This is a genomic window from Amycolatopsis vastitatis, assembly GCF_002234595.1.
In the GTDB taxonomy this organism is placed as follows: domain Bacteria; phylum Actinomycetota; class Actinomycetes; order Mycobacteriales; family Pseudonocardiaceae; genus Amycolatopsis; species Amycolatopsis vastitatis.
Map to the genome: position 1 here is coordinate 19,328 of NZ_NMUL01000057.1, position 17,126 is coordinate 36,453.

General features: G+C 71.7%; 16 protein-coding genes. 10 read left to right on the forward strand and 6 right to left on the reverse strand.

Annotation, left to right across the window (positions count from 1 at the left end; genetic code table 11):
* The first annotated feature begins 77 nt into the window (after positions 1 to 77).
* A complete protein-coding gene (locus CF165_RS41115) occupies positions 78 to 1,103 on the forward strand; it encodes a 6-phosphofructokinase (protein WP_086845267.1) in 1,026 nt (341 codons plus the stop codon).
* 149 nt (positions 1,104 to 1,252) lie between these two features.
* Here the strand turns inward: CF165_RS41115 and CF165_RS41120 are convergent, their stop codons facing one another.
* Both CF165_RS41120 and CF165_RS41125 read right to left on the reverse strand, forming a co-directional pair.
* Positions 1,253 to 2,689 carry an aromatic amino acid ammonia-lyase gene (locus tag CF165_RS41120; RefSeq protein WP_093952999.1) on the reverse strand — a complete coding sequence of 479 codons (1,437 nt, stop codon included), beginning with the start codon at positions 2,687 to 2,689 and terminating at the stop codon, positions 1,253 to 1,255.
* Positions 2,690 to 2,723: 34 nt separating this feature from the next.
* Entirely contained in the window at positions 2,724 to 3,362 is a 639-nt protein-coding gene (locus CF165_RS41125; protein ID WP_240522040.1) for a group II truncated hemoglobin, read from the reverse strand.
* 68 nt (positions 3,363 to 3,430) lie between these two features.
* Here CF165_RS41125 and CF165_RS41130 point away from each other — a divergent pair, with 68 nt between their 5' ends.
* Positions 3,431 to 3,763 carry a winged helix-turn-helix transcriptional regulator gene (locus tag CF165_RS41130; protein ID WP_093953000.1) on the forward strand — a complete coding sequence of 111 codons (333 nt, stop codon included), beginning with the start codon at positions 3,431 to 3,433 and terminating at the stop codon, positions 3,761 to 3,763.
* 87 nt (positions 3,764 to 3,850) lie between these two features.
* On the opposite strand, the gene CF165_RS41135 is transcribed toward CF165_RS41130, so the two are convergent.
* Positions 3,851 to 4,159 carry a metalloregulator ArsR/SmtB family transcription factor gene (locus tag CF165_RS41135; protein ID WP_205661131.1) on the reverse strand — a complete coding sequence of 103 codons (309 nt, stop codon included), beginning with the start codon at positions 4,157 to 4,159 and terminating at the stop codon, positions 3,851 to 3,853.
* A 94-nt stretch (positions 4,160 to 4,253) separates the two neighbouring features.
* On the opposite strand from CF165_RS41135, the gene CF165_RS41140 reads away from it, so the two are divergent.
* The 7 genes from CF165_RS41140 (at position 4,254) to CF165_RS41170 (ending at position 12,300) form a co-directional block, all read left to right on the forward strand.
* Positions 4,254 to 4,919, forward strand: coding sequence for a DUF2461 domain-containing protein (locus CF165_RS41140; protein WP_093953002.1), 666 nt, complete (start codon positions 4,254 to 4,256; stop codon positions 4,917 to 4,919).
* Positions 4,920 to 5,009: 90 nt separating this feature from the next.
* Positions 5,010 to 6,434: a pyruvate kinase gene (gene pyk, locus CF165_RS41145; RefSeq protein ID WP_093953003.1), complete on the forward strand. Its 1,425-nt coding sequence runs from the start codon at positions 5,010 to 5,012 to the stop codon at positions 6,432 to 6,434.
* 36 nt (positions 6,435 to 6,470) lie between these two features.
* Entirely contained in the window at positions 6,471 to 7,367 is an 897-nt protein-coding gene (gene tesB, locus CF165_RS41150; protein ID WP_093953004.1) for an acyl-CoA thioesterase II, read from the forward strand.
* A gap of 381 nt (positions 7,368 to 7,748) precedes the next feature.
* Entirely contained in the window at positions 7,749 to 8,651 is a 903-nt protein-coding gene (locus CF165_RS41155; protein WP_093953005.1) for a helix-turn-helix domain-containing protein, read from the forward strand.
* A 12-nt stretch (positions 8,652 to 8,663) separates the two neighbouring features.
* Complete coding sequence (locus tag CF165_RS41160; RefSeq protein ID WP_093953006.1) at positions 8,664 to 8,867, forward strand: DUF397 domain-containing protein; 204 nt, start codon at positions 8,664 to 8,666, stop codon at positions 8,865 to 8,867.
* 158 nt (positions 8,868 to 9,025) lie between these two features.
* Complete coding sequence (locus CF165_RS41165) at positions 9,026 to 9,226, forward strand: hypothetical protein (protein ID WP_093953007.1); 201 nt, start codon at positions 9,026 to 9,028, stop codon at positions 9,224 to 9,226.
* 59 nt (positions 9,227 to 9,285) lie between these two features.
* Entirely contained in the window at positions 9,286 to 12,300 is a 3,015-nt protein-coding gene (locus tag CF165_RS41170; protein WP_093953008.1) for a helix-turn-helix transcriptional regulator, read from the forward strand.
* 141 nt (positions 12,301 to 12,441) lie between these two features.
* Here CF165_RS41170 and CF165_RS41175 read toward each other — a convergent pair whose 3' ends face one another.
* The 3 genes from CF165_RS41175 to CF165_RS41185 form a co-directional block, all read right to left on the reverse strand.
* The gene (locus tag CF165_RS41175) at positions 12,442 to 14,052 is read right to left on the reverse strand and encodes a succinic semialdehyde dehydrogenase (protein WP_093953009.1); all 1,611 of its coding nucleotides are present in this window, start codon (positions 14,050 to 14,052) and stop codon (positions 12,442 to 12,444) included.
* Positions 14,053 to 14,162: 110 nt separating this feature from the next.
* Positions 14,163 to 15,158: a hypothetical protein gene (locus tag CF165_RS41180; protein ID WP_093953010.1), complete on the reverse strand. Its 996-nt coding sequence runs from the start codon at positions 15,156 to 15,158 to the stop codon at positions 14,163 to 14,165.
* Between the two features lie 95 nt (positions 15,159 to 15,253).
* Entirely contained in the window at positions 15,254 to 15,871 is a 618-nt protein-coding gene (locus CF165_RS41185; RefSeq protein WP_093953011.1) for a TetR/AcrR family transcriptional regulator, read from the reverse strand.
* Between the two features lie 94 nt (positions 15,872 to 15,965).
* Here CF165_RS41185 and CF165_RS41190 point away from each other — a divergent pair, with 94 nt between their 5' ends.
* Positions 15,966 to 17,117 (forward strand): acyl-CoA dehydrogenase family protein, encoded by a 1,152-nt coding sequence (locus CF165_RS41190; RefSeq protein ID WP_093953012.1) that lies wholly within the window; start codon positions 15,966 to 15,968, stop codon positions 17,115 to 17,117.
* Positions 17,118 to 17,126: the final 9 nt, after the last annotated feature.

The window sequence follows — 17,126 nt, forward strand, 5'->3', positions numbered from 1 at the left end:
CGATCCAGAGGAAAGCCGCTACGCTGGCACACGACGAAATGTGACTGTCATCTCCTGAGAACAGACGGAGGCTTCTCATGCGTGTCGGTGTGCTGACCGGCGGCGGCGACTGCCCGGGACTCAACGCGGTCATCCGCGCGGTGGTGCGTAAGGGCATCGAGGTGCACGGCTGGGACTTCGTGGGCTTCCGCAACGGCTGGAACGGCCCGCTCACCGGGGACAGCCGCCCGCTGGGCCTGAACGACGTCGAGGACATCCTCACCCGCGGCGGCACCATCCTGCGGTCCTCGCGCACCAACCCGTACAAGGTCGAGGGCGGTGTCGACAAGATCAAGCAGGTCCTCGCGGACCAGGGCGTCGACGCGCTGATCGCGATCGGCGGCGAGGACACCCTCGGCGTCGCGAAGCGGCTGACCGACGACGGCGTCGGCGTCGTCGGTGTCCCCAAGACGATCGACAACGACCTGGGCGCCACCGACTACACCTTCGGCTTCGACACCGCGGTCTCCATCGCGACCGAGGCGATCGACCGGCTGCACACCACGGCCGAGTCGCACCACCGCGCGCTGGTCGTCGAGGTCATGGGCCGCCACGCCGGCTGGATCGCGCTGCACTCCGGCCTGGCCGGCGGCGCGAGCGTGATCCTGGTGCCGGAGCGGCACTTCAACGTCGACCAGGTCGTCTCCTGGGTCGAGCGCCGCTTCGAGAAGGAGTTCGCGCCGATCATCGTCGTCGCCGAGGGCGCGCTGCCCGAGGGCGGCGAGGAGAAGCTGCTGACCGGCGAGAAGGACGCCTTCGGGCACGTCCGTCTCGGCGGCATCGGCACCTGGCTGGCCGACGAGATCGCCCACCGCACCGGCAAGGAGTCCCGCGCGGTCGTGCTGGGCCACGTTCAGCGCGGCGGTACCCCGACGGCGTACGACCGCGTCCTGGCCACCCGGTTCGGCCTCAACGCGGTCGACGCGGTCGCCGACGGCGATTTCGGCGTGATGGTCGCCCTCAAGGGCACCGACATCGTCCGCGTGAAGCTGTCCGAGGCGACGGCCGAGCTGAAGACGGTCCCGGTCGAGCGTTACCAGGAAGCCGAAGTCTTCTTCGGCTGAGTTCCCCGTTCGAAGGGCCGCTCCGGGAATCCCGGGGCGGCCCTTCGCGCGTTCAGGGCCGCTGGCGCACCGCGTCGACGATGCTCTGGCTCACCACCGAACCGGTCGTCCCGGCGCCTTGTTGGCAGAACGGGCGATCCGGGTTCACGCTAGATGCGGGCCAGCTTGTCCAGCACCCCGACGGCGGCGGCGATGTCCCCGGTGAGCGGCCGGTCTTCGACGCTCTCCTCCAGCACCGCCGACGCCGTTTCGAACGCGTCCCGCACCGGCAGCTCGACCAGATCGGCCTCCCGCATCCGCAAGGCGCGGACCGCCGCCACCAGCTCGCACGCCAGCACCTGCTGGTAGGCCGAACACGCCGCCGTCGCCGCGCGGGCCGCCTGCGTCGAGAAGCTCGCGTGGTCCTCGATGCCGCGGGACACCACCGCCGTGCCGAGCGTCGCCGGAAGGGCCGCTTGCCGCAGTTCCGTCAGGGCGTCGTGGGCGACGTACTCCAGGATCATCACGCCCGAACTGCCCGCCGGGCCCGCCGCGAGGAACGGCCGCAGCCCGGTGAACTCCGGTTCCACGAGGTCGCCCAGCCGCGCCACCGACAGCTCCGCCACCTGGTGGACGGTCGCCCGCGCCTGATCCAGCGCCGTCGAGACGTACGCCGTGTGGAAGTGCGCGTGGTGGTACGCGTCGCCGTGCGCCGTCGAGATCATCGGGTTCTCGGTGCTGGCGTTGATCTCCACCGCGAGGACGTCCCGCAGGTAGTGGATCGCGTCCAGCGCCGGGCCCTGGACCTGCGGGAACGCCCGCAAGCCGAACGGGTCCTGGATCCGCCGTCCCGGCTTCGGCGTCTGGTGCATGCCCAGCAGCCGCCGCATCTCGGCCGCGCACGCGACCTGTCCCGCGTGCGGACGCGCTTCGTGCACCGGCGTCGCGTACGCCTCGGGGTTGCCGTCGAGTGCGACGTACGTCAGCGCCGCGATGGCGTGGCTCGCGCGGGTCAGCGTGTCCAGCCGCATCGCCGCCAGCGTCGCTTCGGCGAGCGTGGCGGCGTTGCTGCTCATGAACGCCAGCGCGTCCCCCGCCTGCACCGGCACCGGCGGCACGTGCCCGGTCAGCCACGGCCGCTCGCCGGTGAGCGCGAGCGCCGTCTCGGCCAGTGGCGCGAGGTCGCCGGTGCCGATCGCGCCGAGCCGGTGCACCAGCGGCAGCGCGCCGGTCCGGACCGCGTCGGCCAGCGCGCCGATCAGCTCCGGGCTGATCCCCGACCGCCCGGTCAGCAGCTGGTTGAGCCGGATCAGCATCATCGCCCGCACCTGGCCGTTCGGCATCGGGTCCCCGCTGCCGCCCGCGTGGCTGCGCAGCAGCCGCAGCCCGTGGTCGGTCGAGTGCGCGACCGTGTCGTCCTTGTTGGCCCCGACGCCGGTGGTCCGGCCGTAGACCACCCGCCGGGTGCTCAGTTCGTCCGCGAGCTTCCACGCGTGCTCGGCCGCGCGCAGGGCGGCGATCGAGACGTCGATGTCCAGCGGACCCCCGGTGCGCGCCGCGGTCACCACGTCCGCGCACCGCAAGGTCCGGCCGTCGACCCGGATCAAGGGCAGCCTCCTTCCGACTGCCCTCACTATGCGGCTAGGGCGCCGGTGGCTGCCAGGGCGGCATCGTCCAGTCCCAGTGCGGCACGGGTTCGTGCGGGTTCGGCTCGGCCCCGGGGGCCGAGAAGAGCACGGCGAGCCGGCTGCCCCACTCGACGTAGCCCGCGAACGCGGCCCGGAACTCGGGGTCGGCGGGCAGGCCGGCCTCGTCGGCGGCGTCGAGCAGCAGGCTCACCCACCGGCGGCGCTGCTGTTCGGTGATCCCGCGGCCGAGGTGGCGGCCGATCATGTGGGCGTGGCCGCCGTGCTCGCCCGAGTAGGCGGCCGGGCCCCCGAAGACCTCGCCGAGCCAAACCGCGACGTGCTCGGCGTGGTGGGCGTCCATGTGACGGAACACCGGTTCGAGCAGCGGGTCTTCGAGGACGTGGCCGTAGAAGATCGTCAGCAGCCTTATGAGGGCGTCGCGGCCGCCCGCCCACTCGTAGAGCGTGGGAGTGGTGGTCTCGTACCGCTCGGGCTCACCGTCGGGCGTGAAGCCCTCGATGCCGGCGAAGGGGGCTTCGGCGCGCACGAGGTACCGGCCGGCGCCCCGCTCGAACCGGTGTCCGGCGGCGGCTTTTTCGAAGTCCGCCCGCGCGGTTTCTGGCACGGTGTAGCGGAGGTATTCGACGATCACCGGTCCAGGCAACCAGTGGTGGCCCGGCCGGGCAACCACGTACTTTCCGGTGCGTAGGGGAGAACGGGATGAAGCGCTACCACTGCGCGGCCGAGCTGGCCGTCGACCTGATCGGCGGCAAGTGGAAACCGGTGATCCTCGCGCACCTCAAGGAAGGCGCCCACCGCTACGGCGAACTGCGGCGCCGGATGCCGGGCGTGAGCGAGAAGATGCTGACCCAGCAGCTGCGCGAGCTGGCGGCGGACGGCATCGTCCGCCGCGAGGAGTTCGACGGCCGGGTCCCGCACGTCGAGTACCACCTGACGGAGGTGGGGGAGGAGCTCCGCCCGGTCCTGCAGGCGCTGTACGAGTGGGGCGAGCGCCGCGCGGCCGACCGCGGCATCACGTTCGACCGGCCCTGAGCGAGTACTGGCCCTCCGAAACGTCATGAACGACTCTTTCCTGTCGTCCGACGACAGGAAAGAGTCGTTCATGACATCCGGGGCCCGTCAGCGCGGGTCGGTGGCGTCCAGGCGGCGCTCCAGCGCGTCGAGGCGGTCCGACCAGAAGCGCCGGTACGGCGCCAGCCAGGCGTCGACCTCCGCCAGCGGCTCGGGCCGCAGTGCGTAGCACCGGCGCTGCGCCGCCACCCGCACCGTGACGAGCCCCGCTTCGCGCAGCACGCGCAGGTGCTTCGACACCGCCGGCTGGCTCAGGTTCAGCTCGCCGACCAGCTCGCCCACCGAGCGCTCGCCGTCCCGCAGCAGGTCGAGGATGGTCCGGCGCCGGGGTTCGGCCAGCACGTCGAAGGTCCGCATCACCCCTGAAATGTGCTCCGCGGGGCATATTCCTGTCAAGGAATGTCGGCCTCCGGGCCGGAACCTGTCGGTGCCCCCGTTTATCGTCGCGGGCGTGACGTTCAGCGGATTCGGCGAGTACGCCATCGACTTCTACGACGGCCTGGTGGAGGACAACTCCAAGCCCTACTGGGACGACCACGTCGAGACCTACAAGACCGACGTCCGGGCGCCGATGGAAGCCCTGCTGGCCGAGCTGGCCCCCGAGTTCTCCGACGGCTTCGGCGACCCCAAGGTGTTCCGCCCCTACCGCGACGTCCGCTTCGCCAAGGACAAGACGCCGTACAAGACGCACTGCGGCGCGGTGATCGAGCAGGGCCGCGGCGGCGGCGCGTACTACGTCGAAGTCGGCCCGGACGGCCTGCGCGTCGGTGGCGGCTGCTTCCACCTGGAGCCCGACCAGCTCGCCCGGTTCCGCCAGGCCGTCGACACCGAGCTGCACGGCGAGGCGCTGCGGAAGATCCTCGCGAAGCTCGAACGCGCCGGCTGGGAGATCAAGGGCGACCGGCTGAAGTCGAAGCCCCGCGGGTTCGACGCCGGCCACCCCCGGCTCGACCTGCTGCGGCACCGGTCGGTGTACGCCGTCCGGGGCTGGGAGCCCGACGACGTCCTCCACGAGCGCGCCGCCCTCGACCGCGTCCGCAAGGCCTGGCGGCAGCTGCGCGAGTTCAACGAGTGGGCCCGCGACCGGGTCGGGCCGAGTGAGCGGCCACGCCGTTAGCGGGGTTGACCTGGGGAGTGTCTGAACACTTTCTTGAACATTCGGTATCGGTACAGACGAACGCGCGAAGAGGGACTACGCTATGCGGACGTGAGCCGACGCGCGAAGATCGTTTGTACCCTGGGCCCCGCCACCGCCACGCCCGAGAAGATGCGTGCGCTCGTGGACGCGGGGATGGACGTGGCAAGAATGAACTTCAGCCACGGCAGCCACGGTGACCACAAGGAGGTCTACGACCTCATCCGGGCCGCGGCCGCCGAGAGCGGCCGGGCGGTCGGCATCCTCGCCGACCTGCAGGGCCCGAAGATCCGCCTGGGCACGTTCGCCGGCGGGCCGGTCGAGTGGCACACCGGCGACGTGGTCCGGATCACCGTCGAGGACGTCGCGGGCACCCACGACCGGGTCTCGACCACCTACAAGGGCCTGGCGAAGGACGCCAAGCCCGGTGACCGGCTGCTCGTCGACGACGGCAAGGTCGGCCTGGTGGTCAAGGGCGTCGAGGGCCCGGACGTGGTCTGTGAGGTGACCGAAGGCGGCCCGGTCAGCAACAACAAGGGCGTCTCGCTGCCCGGCATGGACGTCTCCGTGCCGGCCATGTCCGAGAAGGACATCGAGGACCTGGAGTTCGCGCTCGAGCTGGGCGTCGACTTCATCGCCCTGTCGTTCGTGCGCTCGCCGGCCGACATCGACCTCGTCCACCAGGTGATGGACCGCGTCGGCAAGGGCAGGCTGCCGGTCGTCGCCAAGATCGAGAAGCCCGAGGCCGTCTACAACCTCGAGGCCATCGTGCTGGCCTTCGACGCGGTGATGGTCGCCCGCGGCGACCTCGGCGTCGAGCTGCCGCTGGAGCAGGTCCCGCTGGTGCAGAAGCGCGCCATCCAGATCTGCCGCGAGAACGCGAAGCCGGTCATCGTCGCGACGCAGATGCTCGAGTCGATGATCAACAACTCCCGCCCGACCCGCGCCGAGGCCTCCGACGTCGCCAACGCGGTGCTCGACGGCGCCGACGCGCTGATGCTGTCCGGCGAGACCTCGGTCGGCCGGTACGCGATCGAGGTCGTGCAGACGATGGGCCGGATCATCGAGGCGGTCGAGACCGACTCGCCGATCGTGCCCCCGCTGACGCACGTCCCCCGCACCAAGCGCGGCGTGATCTCCTACGCCGCCCGTGACATCGGCGAGCGGCTCAACGCGAAGGCGCTGGTCGCGTTCACGCAGTCCGGCGACACCGTGCGCCGGCTCGCCCGGTTGCACACGCGGCTCCCGCTGCTGGCCTTCACGCCCGAAGAGTGCGTGCGCAGCCAGCTGTCGATGACCTGGGGCACCAACACCCACATCGTGCCTCGGGTGGACTCGACCGACCAGATGATCCAGCAGGTCGACCACGCGATGCTCGACATGGGCAAGTACCAGAAGGGCGACCTGGTCGTCATCGTCGCGGGCTCCCCGCCGGGCACCGTGGGCTCGACCAACCTCATCCACGTGCACCGCCTCGGTGAAGACGACCACGCTTGAGAGACCGACCGCTCAGTATGGACGTAAAGTCCGGGCATGACTGAATTGGCCAGGACGGCCGCCACCGAACTGGAGTTCCCCGGTGGCGGCCAGCCGGTGCTCGACCGCCTGATCGCGCTGCTCGACCTGGAGAAGATCGAAGAGAACATCTTCCGGGGTGTCTCGCCCGCCCACTCGCCGGTGCGGGTGTTCGGCGGGCAGGTCGCCGGCCAGGCGCTGGTCGCGGCCGGGCGCACGGTCCCCGAGGAACGCCGGGTCCACTCGCTGCACGCGTACTTCATCCGCGGTGGCGATCCCAGCGTGCCGATCGTGTACGAGGTCGACCGGATCCGGGACGGCCGGTCGTTCACCACCCGCCGGGTCGTCGCCATCCAGCACGGCAAGGCGATCTTTTCGCTCTCGGCGTCGTTCCAGAAGGACGAACCGGGCATCGAGCACGCCGAAGCCATGCCGGAGGGCGTGCCGGAGCCGGAGACGCTGCCGACGCTGATGGAACGCGCCGAGGGCTACGCGATCGGCGCGCACGCCCGGCCGCGGCCAATCGACGTGCGGTACGTCAACGAGCCGCCGTGGATCACCCGCGAAACCGGCGAGCGGCCCTCGCGCAACCAGGTGTGGATGCGGGCCGACGGCAAGCTCCCCGCGGACCAGCTGCTCCACGTCTGCGTGCTCACCTACGCCTCGGACATGACCCTGCTGGACTCGGTGCTCGCGCGCCACGGCGTCTACTGGGACACCGACAAGGTGCTCGGCGCGAGCCTCGACCACGCGCTGTGGTTCCACCGGCCGTTCCGCGCCGACGAGTGGTTCCTCTACGACAGCGCGTCACCCACCGCGTCCGGAGCCCGCGGCCTCGCCACCGGCCGGTTCTTCGCCGCGGACGGCACGCTCATCGCGACGGTCGTCCAAGAAGGACTGTTGCGCGTCTTGTGAAGTTCGCCGGGAAATCACCCTTTCGAGCGATGAATACTTCGAATATTCGTGACCGGAAAAGGGCATCCGGCTCGGGCGTCGGGGGCCGGGACCGATCGGGGGACGGCCCCGGACCCCTTCGCCGAATGACCGGACGGCACTTCCGGCGATCATCGTCTACCCTGCTCAGAGGCCGGTCGTGACCACAGGGGACAGAGTGTCCGCCGTGGTCGCGCCGCCCTTCGCAGTGCAGGCTGCGAGGATACAGAAGCATTCTGCAAATTGCAGATCCGGAGCCGGGAATCGACACAAGTTAATGCTCCACCGGGTTCACGCCCGGCTGGTTAGATGCAGGAAGCAAGTGAACGGCCACGACGGCCGTCGACATCCGGAGGTACCGCGATGGCAAGGGGACAGAGCCCCACGGTCCGCCGCCGGAGGCTGGCCGGCGAGCTGCGCCGGCTCCGCGAAGCCGCGGACCTCACCATCGACGAGGTGGGCGAGAAGCTCGAGTGCTCCGCCTCGAAGATCAGCCGCATCGAGACCGGCCACGTCGGGGTCACCCCGCGCGACGCCCGGGACATGCTGGCCCTCTACGGGATCACCGGTGACGAGCAGGAGGCGCTCGTCCAGCTGGCCAGGGAGGCCCGCAAGCGCGGCTGGTGGCACGCCTACAACGAGGTCTTCACCGGCACCTTCGTCGGGCTGGAAGCCGACGCGAGCTCACTCTGCGCGTTCCAGGCGCTGCTGGTGCCAGGGCTGCTGCAGACCGAGCGGTACGCCCGCGCGGTGATCCGCGCGCTGCGGCCGGACGCCGACGACGCCGAGATCCGGCGCCGCGTCGCCGCCCGGATGGCCCGCCAGGAGCTGCTGTCCGAGACGCCGCCGCCGGAGTACTGGGCGGTGATGGACGAAGCCGTGCTGCGCCGGGTCGTCGACGGCCCCGAAGTGATGGCCGAGCAGCTCTACCGCATGGTCGCAGTCGCCGAGAAGCCGAACGTGACCGTCCAGGTCGTGCCGTTCGGGGCCGGCGCGCACCCCGGCATGGAGGGCCCCTTCCTGATCATGGGCTTCCCGGAGCAGGCCGACCCGGACGTCGTCTACGTCGACGACAGCACCTCCAGCGGCCTCTACCTGGAAGAACCCACAGACGTCCGGCGCTACGGGCTGATGTTCGACCATCTGCGCGCGGCCGCACTGAAGCCGGACGACTCGGTGGCACTGATCGCCGAGGCAGCCGGACGGTTCGCCGAACAGGCGGCCGTACCGGCTCCGGTGCACCAACTGGAACCGAGGACAGAGTAAGGAGTGGGGACCATGGAAGCCGAACTGTCCGGGGCGCGGTGGCGCAAGAGCAGTCACAGCGGCGGCGGCAACGACTGCGTCGAGGTCGCGTTCGTCGCCGGTGGTGCCGCGGTGCGCGACTCGAAGGACCCCGAAGGGGGTGCGTTCCGCCTGCCTTCGTCGGGCTGGCGGGGGCTGCTGGCCGTGGTGCGGACCGGCGGCCCGGCGCACGACTGAGGCACTGGGAAAGACCCCTTACCCCCGCCGAGCTGGGCTCGACCGGGAGTAAGGGGTCTTTTCGCGGTCAGGCCTGCGTGATCACCCGATGCCTGAGGTGCCCCCTCAGGACGAACCTGAGTACTACCAAACGGAGAACTCAGGGACAGGGGAACACGATGCACAGCGATCTGCTTCTGGACGCGGTCCGAGCCGAAGCCGCCTACCGGGCCGAGGAACTGCGGAAGGCCGGGCGCAGCGCCTGGGCCGCCCGCGCCCGCCGCGCCGCCCGCCACTTCAGGGCCGCGAGGACGGATGTCGAGGTACCGGCGCAGCAGCGCCGGGAGGCCACGCGGGCGACCGCCGAAACCGCGCGGTAGGGCGGGCGATGGTGTCGAAGGCGATAAGCGGTCGGAAACTGTCGGTGCGGTAGGCAACAATGCTCCTCGTGCCCCGACTCGGTTCCGGAATCCCGCTCGTCGCCCGTACCCACGAGATGCGGCGGCTCCGCGCCGCCTTCGCCAGGGCCGAACGTGGCGAAGCCGGCGCGGTGCTGCTCTCGGGGGACGCCGGGGTCGGCAAGACCCGGCTGCTGACCGCGCTCGGCGAGCACGCCGAGGCGGGCGGTGGGCTGGTGCTCACCGGCCGCTGCATCGACGTCCGCGAGGGCGGTCTTCCTTATCTACCGTTCGCCGAAGCGCTCGCCCCGCTGGGCAGCGCGGCGGACCCGGTGGTCGCCGCCGCGGTGCGCGCCCGGCCCGCGCTCGGGCGGCTGCTGCCGCAGGGGCAGGGCTTCGAGGAGCCCCGGGCGGCCGAACACCCGCCGATGACCTCCAACGACCGGGAGACCATGGTGCGTCCCCGGCCGGAGCAGGACCTCGGTCAGCTGCAGTTGTTCGACGCGGTACTGGGGGTGCTGACCGAGATCGCGGAGTCGCGCCCGGTGGTGATCCTCCTGGAGGATCTCCACTGGGCCGACGCCTCGACCCGCAACCTGCTGTCCTTCCTGCTCAGCAGGCTGCGGGCGCAGCGGCTCCTGGTCGTGGGCAGCTACCGCGAGGAGGACGTCCACCGGCGCCACCCGCTGCGCGGGCTCCTCTCGGAACTGGTCCGGCTCGCCACGGTCGAGCGCGTCGACCTGCACCCCTTCGGCGCCGTCGACGCCCGCAAGTTCGTCGAAGCTCTGGCCGACGAGCCGCTGCCGCCGGACGTCGTGGCCGACATCGTCAGCCGCTCCGAAGGCAACCCGTTCTTCGCCGAAGAGCTGCTCGCCACCAAGACCGAGTGCAACGACCTGCCCGCCGGGCTCGCCGAGGTGCTGCTGTCCCGGCTCGAGCGCCTCTCCTCGGACGCCCGCCGGGTGGCGCGGGTGATCTCGGTGGCCAACGAGCCCGTCATGCACGCGGCGCTCGCCGACGTCTCCGGCCTCGGCGACCTCGAACTCGACGAGGCCCTGCGCGAATCCGTCCAGCACCACGTGCTCGTGGTGCTCTCCGACGGCTCCTACACGTTCCGGCACGCGTTGCTGCAGGAAGCGGTGTACGGCGACCTGTTGCCGGGAGAGCGGTCGCGTACGCACGCGGCTTATGCCGCCCGCATCAAGGCGCGGCCGCAGGGCCGCGGGCACGACGCGAAGCTGGCCTACCACTCGTTGCAGAGCAGCGACCTGGTCACCGCGTTGCCGGCGTTGCTGCGCGCGATGAACGAAGCCGAGAAGCTGGGCGCGCCCGGGTCGGCGCTGCAGCACGTCGAACAGGCGCTGTCCATCTGGGACGCCGTCACGCCGGCGGACCGGCCCGAAGGGGTCGACGAGCTTCAGCTGCTGTACGAAGCGTCGTACTTCGCGGGGACGTCCGGCGAGCCCGAGCGGGCCGCCGCGTTCGCCCGGTCGGCCACCCAGGCGCTGAGCCCGGAGGTGCCGAACGACCGGGCCGCGAAGGTGTGGCGGCGGCTGGCGGACGCCCTGCTCGCGCTGGAGGGCACCCTGGACGAGGCGGTCGCGGCCATCGACCGGGCCTGGGACCTGGTGAAGGACACCGATCCCAGCTCCGCGCGCGCCTGGGTGCTGGCCAGCCGGGCCGGGTTCCTCCGGATCCTCGACCAGCCCGAGGCGGCGCTCGACAGCGCGCTCACCGCGGTCGCCGACGCGCAGGCCGTGGGCGCGACGGGGGCGGAGGCGTCGGCGCTGGTCACCCTGGGCACGCTGGCCGATTCGCGGGGCGACGCCGCCGAGGCCCGGGAGCGGCTGCGGCAAGCCCAGCGCAAGGCGCGTGACGTGGGTGCGTACAACACCGAAATCCGCGCGACGTACTTCCTGGCGTTGAGCCACGACGACCAGGGCGAGTTCACCGAAGCGCTGGAGCACGCCACGCACGGCGTCGCGCGGGCCGAAGAAGCCGGGCTGAGCTGGAGCGTCTACGGGCTGGAGCTGCGGGCGCGGCAGCTGATGCTGCGCTACCTGATGGGCGACTGGCCCGACGAGAGCGCCGGCCGGGCCGGGCGCGGGGTGTCCAGCGCCGTCGCCGCGCGGATCCTGGCCATCTGGTCGCTGTTCGTCGTCGCCCGCGGCGGGTTCGACGAGGCCGCGAAGCTGCTCGTCGGGCTGCGGCAGCACTGGGCGGCGGACATCCAGATCCCGCTGTCGGCCGGTGGCGCCGGCATCGAGCTGGCGTACTGGCGAGGGGAGCACGCCGAGGCCGTGCTCCAGGCCGAGGACCTCATCGGCTGGCTGGAGCGCATCGAACCCGGCTTGCTGGCCGGCATCCGGGCCGCCGCGCTCGGCGTGTCCGCCGCGGCCACGCTGGCCGCCGACGCCCGGGTGCGCGGTGACCAGGCCGCGGCCGACGCCGCGGTGGCGGCGGGCGAGCGGATGCTGGCGCACGGCCGGATGTGCTCGGTCGTCGGGCAGCCGCGGTCGGGAACGCTCGGGCCGGAGGGCCGGGCGTGGCTGGCCCGCCTGGAAGCGGCGGCATCCTGCCTGTCCGGCCGGGGTGACGCGGCGAAGTGGTCGGCCGCGGCGGCGGCGTTCGGCTACGGCGCCGTGTACGAGCAGGCGATTTGCCACTGGCACGAGGCCGAAGCACTGCTGGCCGCGGACGCCGACGCCGGTGTGGCCCTCGAAGCGGCCCACGCCGTGGCGGTCCGCCTGGGCGCGATCCCGCTGCGCGACGCCGTCCGGGACCTGGCACACCGCGCCCGCGTCGAGCTGGCGGGCGCGGAGCCCGCGGCCCCGGTCCGCGCGGTCACCGACCCGCTGACCGACCGCGAGCGCGACGTCCTCGAGCGCGTCGCCCTGGGCCGCACGAACCGCCAGGTCGGCGAAGAGCTGTACATCAGCGAGAAGACGGTGAGCGTCCACCTCTCCCGAGTGATGGCGAAACTCGGCGCAAGCCGCCGCGCGGAAGCGGTCGCCATCGCCTACGACCGAGGCCTCCTCACCGCCCCCACCGCGTGACCAGAAGGTCAACTCACGTGATCAGAGGGTCGACACGCGTGATTGAAGGGTCGACACGGCCCGGCTTGCCGGTTCCGCCGTGTCGGCCCTCAAATCACGTGAGATGACTCTTCAATCACGCGTACTGACCCTTCAATCACGTCAGCGGGGGAGGCGGCGGAGGGCCTTGAGGCCGAACGTCATGCCGCGGGACCACAGCGAGCCCGGGATCGCGCGCGGCGGGCGCAGGGCCAGGCCGCGCTGCAGCGCGATCGACTGGGACTCCGTGTACTTCAGCAGGCCTTCGGCGCCGTTGCGGCGGCCGACGCCGGACTCCTTCATGCCGCCCATCGGGACGCCGACGCTGCCGAACGTCGCCGCGTAACCCTCGTTGACGTTGACCGTCCCGGCCTTGAGGCGGGCCGCGACCTCCCAGCCCGCGCGGCCGTTGCGGGACCAGACGCTGGCGTTGAGCCCGAACGGCGTGTCGTTGGCCCGGTCGATGGCGTCGGTGACGTCGGTGTAGCCGTAGATCGACACGACCGGCCCGAACGTCTCCTCCGCGAACGGCAGCATGTCGGGGGTGACGTCCGAAAGCACCGTCGGCTCGTAGAACAGCGGGCCGAGGTCGGGCCGGGCGCGGCCGCCGGTGAGCACCGAAGCGCCCTTCGCGCGGGCGTCCTCGACGTGCGACGACACCGCGGCGAGCTGCTCCTCCGACGTCAGCGAGCCCATCTGCGCCTGGTAGTCCAGCGCGCCGCCGAGCTTCAACGCGGCCGTGCGGGCCACGAACGCCCGGGTGAACTCGTCGCGGATGTCCTCGTGGACGTAGATCCGCTCGACCGACACGCACAGCTGCCCGGCCGAGGAGAAGCACGCCGTCACCGCGCCCGTCGCGGCCTTCGCGACGTCGGCGTCGGGCAGCACGATCATCGGGTTCTTGCCGCCGAGCTCCAGCGAGTACGACGTCAGCCGCTTCGCCACCTGCCCGGCCAGTTCCTTGCCGGTCGGCGTCGAGCCGGTGAAGCAGAGGTAGTCCGACTCCTCGACCAGCGCGGTGCCGATCTTCGACCCGCGGCCGAGCACGATCTGCCAGGTCCCGGCCGGCAGCCCGGCCTCCTCGGCGAGCTCGTGCAGCCAGAGTGCCGAGAGCGCGGTCTGGTTGTCCGGCTTCTGCACCACGGCGTTGCCGGCGGCCAGCGCCGGGAGGACGTCCATCGCGGTGAGCGCGAGGGGGTAGTTCCACGGCGAGATGATCCCGACGACGCCCTTCGGGTGCCGGATCTCGCCCGCGCGGGTCAGGCCGGGGATGACGCCGGCGACGCGGCGCGGGGCGAGGATCTTCGCGGCGTGCTTGCCGTAGTAGGCCGCGACGAGCGCGGTCGCGCTGACTTCGTCGAACGCGTCGAGCCGGGCCTTGCCCGCTTCGACCTGGACCAGGTCGAGCACCTCGTCCTGGCGGGCGAGCACGAGGTCGTGCAGGCGGGTGAGCACCCGGGCGCGCTCGGCGGGGGAGCGGTCCGCCCAAGTCCGCTGGGCGGTCCGCGCGCCGGCGAACACCCTGCGGACATCGGCGTCGGTGGCCTGGGGCAGGGTCGCGATCGGCTGCCCGGTGAAGGGCGCGCGCATGCGGATCGGCGCCGAGTCGGCGCCACCCGCCACGCGGGCGACGAGCCGGGCCGCCCGCGCCGAGTCCGGCGCCCCGGCGACTCCGCCGACGGTCGGCGGCAACGGGGTGGCTTCGGTGGCGTTCGCGGGGGTCGTGCTGGTCATGACGTCTCCGTTCCGCGGCGTCCGGAGTCCGCGCGGACGCCGCGCAGGGGTTACCGACGAGTACACCATACCGTCGGTACGTCAGATGTCCAGCCTGATGTGAATAAGATTCACGTATTGGGTGGGCGCAGGGGCGGCAGCTGGTAGTTCGGTTCGGTCGGCGACGTGGGCGGCTGCTGCGCCGGATGCGACTGGGCCTGCGTGACGCCGCCGTAGGGGTCGTCGAGCCGCGGCGTGACGCCGCCGGGCTGAGCGGGGAAGGGCTGCGACGGCGGACCGGACGGCTGTGCCGGCTCGCCGGACTGGGCCGGGAACGGCTGGGACTGCGGTGCGAAGGGCGGCTGCCCGCCTGGATACGGCGCACCGCCGGCCTGCGCGGGGAACGGTTGCGACGGCGGGTAGGACTGCGTGCCCGGGTACGGCTGAGCCCCCGAGAACTGCTGCGGTGGCCCGGGATAGGGCTGCTGCTGCTGGTACGGCCCCGGTGGCCCGGCCGGGGCCGCGGCGGGTGCCCGCCGTCCGGCCAGCACGGCGAACGCGAGCGCCAGCAAGGCGAGGACCCCGCCGCCGAGCAGCATCCAGAATCCTGTCCCGGTCGCGTACTGCGTCTTGATCGAGCCTTCGTCGGACGTATAGGTCAAGGTCGCCGAGACGTCCATGCCGAGCATCCACACCGCCGCGGTCACGCCGGCGCCGCCGGCCACCAGCGCCGTCCGCGCGCCCGAGCGCAGCCCGCCCCCGGCCGAGCGCCGCGCGCCGGCGAAGGCCAGGCCGGCCCCGGCCAGCAGCACCACCGCGCCCGCGGTGAGCGGGATCCCGTAGCGCGCGACGTGGGTCTTGTCGTAGAACTTCTTCGCCTCGGCGTCGGGTTCGACGGCGAACGAGCGTGACCAGGCGCTGACCGTCTGGTTGCTCTCGGTCTTGCCGTCGATGACCTGCTCGAACGACGTCTGGGGCAGGAACGACCCGGCCAGCACGAGCACCGCGGCCAGGACACCGAGGATTCCGGCGAGCAGCCGGAACAGTGCGCCCGGGTCGGCGGCCGGACGTGGTGGCTGCGCCGGGGGCGGGCTGTACGGGTACGGATACGGGGTGGCGGCGGTCATCGGGACTCCCCTCTGTCCGGGGGATTGGACCACGAAATCCACCTGCCGGATAAGGGGTAGCGCAGCTCTGGTGCCGGTGCCGCCCGCTGTGCTAGTCAGCTCGGCTCAGTGGTGGCGTCCTGGTAGAGCAGGACGGCGATGCGCTTCCACTCGTCCAGCAGCTGACGGCGCCGGTTCGGGTCGCCGCCGAGCTCGGCGTCCAGAGCCAGCCCACGGGTCAGGTTGACGGTGAGCCAGAACAGCATCTCGGCGCGTTCGGGCGGGAGCTCGCCGGCGACCTGGGTGACGTGCTCGAGGGTGGCGCGGCCGAGCGCGCGGTCGACCGGGCGGATGGCCGCGCGCAGCTCGGGGTCGGTGCGGGCGGCGACCCACAGCTCGGTGACGGCGGTCGAGAGCGTGCCGGAGTAGCCGGCCCACAGCAGGTCGATCGCCGCGGCGACGCCCGTGCCGCCGCCGGGCAGGTCGGCCAGCGAGGCCGCGAGCCGCCGGCGCAGCTTCGTCGTCAGGTGCTCGACCGCGGCCGCCATCAGCTCGGCCTTCGCGGTGAAGTGGTGCTGCACCGCGCCCTTCGACACGCCCGCGCGGGCACAGATCTCCTGGACCGAGGTGCGCGCGTAGCCGACCTCGACCAGCGAGTCGATGGTCGCGTCCAGCAGGGCCGTGCGGGTCTGTTCGCGCCGCTGCGCCTGCGTCCGGTGCGCCGTCTCGGTCACCGCGGCCTCCCTGCTTTACCTACCGCCCGGAACGGATGTACATTCCGACCAGAACTTACATGCCGTTCGTCATGTTTTCCAGCAGGAGGGTCCCGTGCCGCTGCAACTCCCGAAGAGCTCGTGGAGCACGACCGAGCTCGAAGACCTCCGCGAGCTGTCGCGGTCGTTCCTGCAGAAGGAGGTCACTCCGCACCAGGAACGCTGGGCGGCGGAGAAGAAGGCCGACCGCGAGCTGTGGACCAAGGCCGGCGAGGTCGGCCTGCTCTGCCTGTCCATCCCCGAGGAGTACGGCGGCGGTGGTGGCACCTTCGCCCACGAGGCCGTGCTCTACGAAGAGCAAGCCCGCGCGGGCGACAGCGCGTGGGGCGTCACCGTCCACAATGGAATCGTCGCGCACTACCTGCTCGCCTACGCTTCGGAGGAGAAGAAGCGGGAGTGGCTGCCGAAGCTGGCCACCGGCGAGATGGTCGGCGCGATCGCGATGACCGAGCCCGGCACCGGCTCCGACCTGCAGGGCATCAAGACGCGCGCGGTGCGCGACGGCGACCACTACGTCCTCAACGGCGCGAAGACCTTCATCACCAACGGCTTCCACGCCGACCTGGTGATCGTCGCCTGCAAGACCGACCCGGACGCCGGCGCGCAGGGCGTCTCGCTGCTCGTGGTCGAGACCGCCACGCCGGGCTTCCGCCGCGGCCGCCTCCTCGACAAGGTCGGCATGAAGGGCCAGGACACCTCCGAGCTGTTCTTCGACGACGTCCGCGTGCCCGCCGCCAACCTGCTCGGCGAGGCCGAAGGTCAGGGCTTCGTCCAGCTGATGCGGCAGCTGCCCCAGGAGCGGCTGATCATCGCCGTGACCGCGGTGGCCGGGCTGGAGGCGGCGGTGGACCTCACGCTCGAGTACACCAAGGAACGCACGGCGTTCGGGCGGCCGATCTTCTCCTTCCAGAACACCAAGTTCACCCTCGCCGAAGCCGCGACCGAGGCCGCGGTGGCGCGGGCGTTCCTCGACCAGTGCGTCGAACGGCACCTCAAGGGCGAGCTCGATGTCCAGGGCGCGGCGATGGCGAAGCTGTGGACCACCGAGCGGGTCAACAAGGTGATCGACGACTGCGTGCAGCTCTTCGGCGGCTACGGCTACATGACCGAGTACCCGATCGCGCGGGCCTGGGCCGACGTCCGTATCTCCCGGATCTTCGGCGGCACCAGCGAGATCATGAAGGAAATCATCTCCCGCTCGCTCTGAAAGGACCGA

Bases quoted from the DNA above. Each gene is read 5' to 3' on its own strand.
- CF165_RS41115 (WP_086845267.1), top strand. From the start codon at position 78: ATGCGTGTCGGTGTGCTGACCGGCGGCGGCGACTGCCCGGGACTCAAC.
- CF165_RS41130 (WP_093953000.1), top strand. From the start codon at position 3,431: ATGAAGCGCTACCACTGCGCGGCCGAGCTGGCCGTCGACCTGATCGGC.
- CF165_RS41135 (WP_205661131.1), bottom strand. From the start codon at position 4,159: ATGCGGACCTTCGACGTGCTGGCCGAACCCCGGCGCCGGACCATCCTC.
- tesB (WP_093953004.1), top strand. From the start codon at position 6,471: ATGACTGAATTGGCCAGGACGGCCGCCACCGAACTGGAGTTCCCCGGT.
- CF165_RS41155 (WP_093953005.1), top strand. From the start codon at position 7,749: ATGGCAAGGGGACAGAGCCCCACGGTCCGCCGCCGGAGGCTGGCCGGC.
- CF165_RS41160 (WP_093953006.1), top strand. From the start codon at position 8,664: ATGGAAGCCGAACTGTCCGGGGCGCGGTGGCGCAAGAGCAGTCACAGC.
- CF165_RS41165 (WP_093953007.1), top strand. From the start codon at position 9,026: ATGCACAGCGATCTGCTTCTGGACGCGGTCCGAGCCGAAGCCGCCTAC.
- CF165_RS41170 (WP_093953008.1), top strand. From the start codon at position 9,286: ATGCTCCTCGTGCCCCGACTCGGTTCCGGAATCCCGCTCGTCGCCCGT.
- CF165_RS41175 (WP_093953009.1), bottom strand. From the start codon at position 14,052: ATGACCAGCACGACCCCCGCGAACGCCACCGAAGCCACCCCGTTGCCG.
- CF165_RS41180 (WP_093953010.1), bottom strand. From the start codon at position 15,158: ATGACCGCCGCCACCCCGTATCCGTACCCGTACAGCCCGCCCCCGGCG.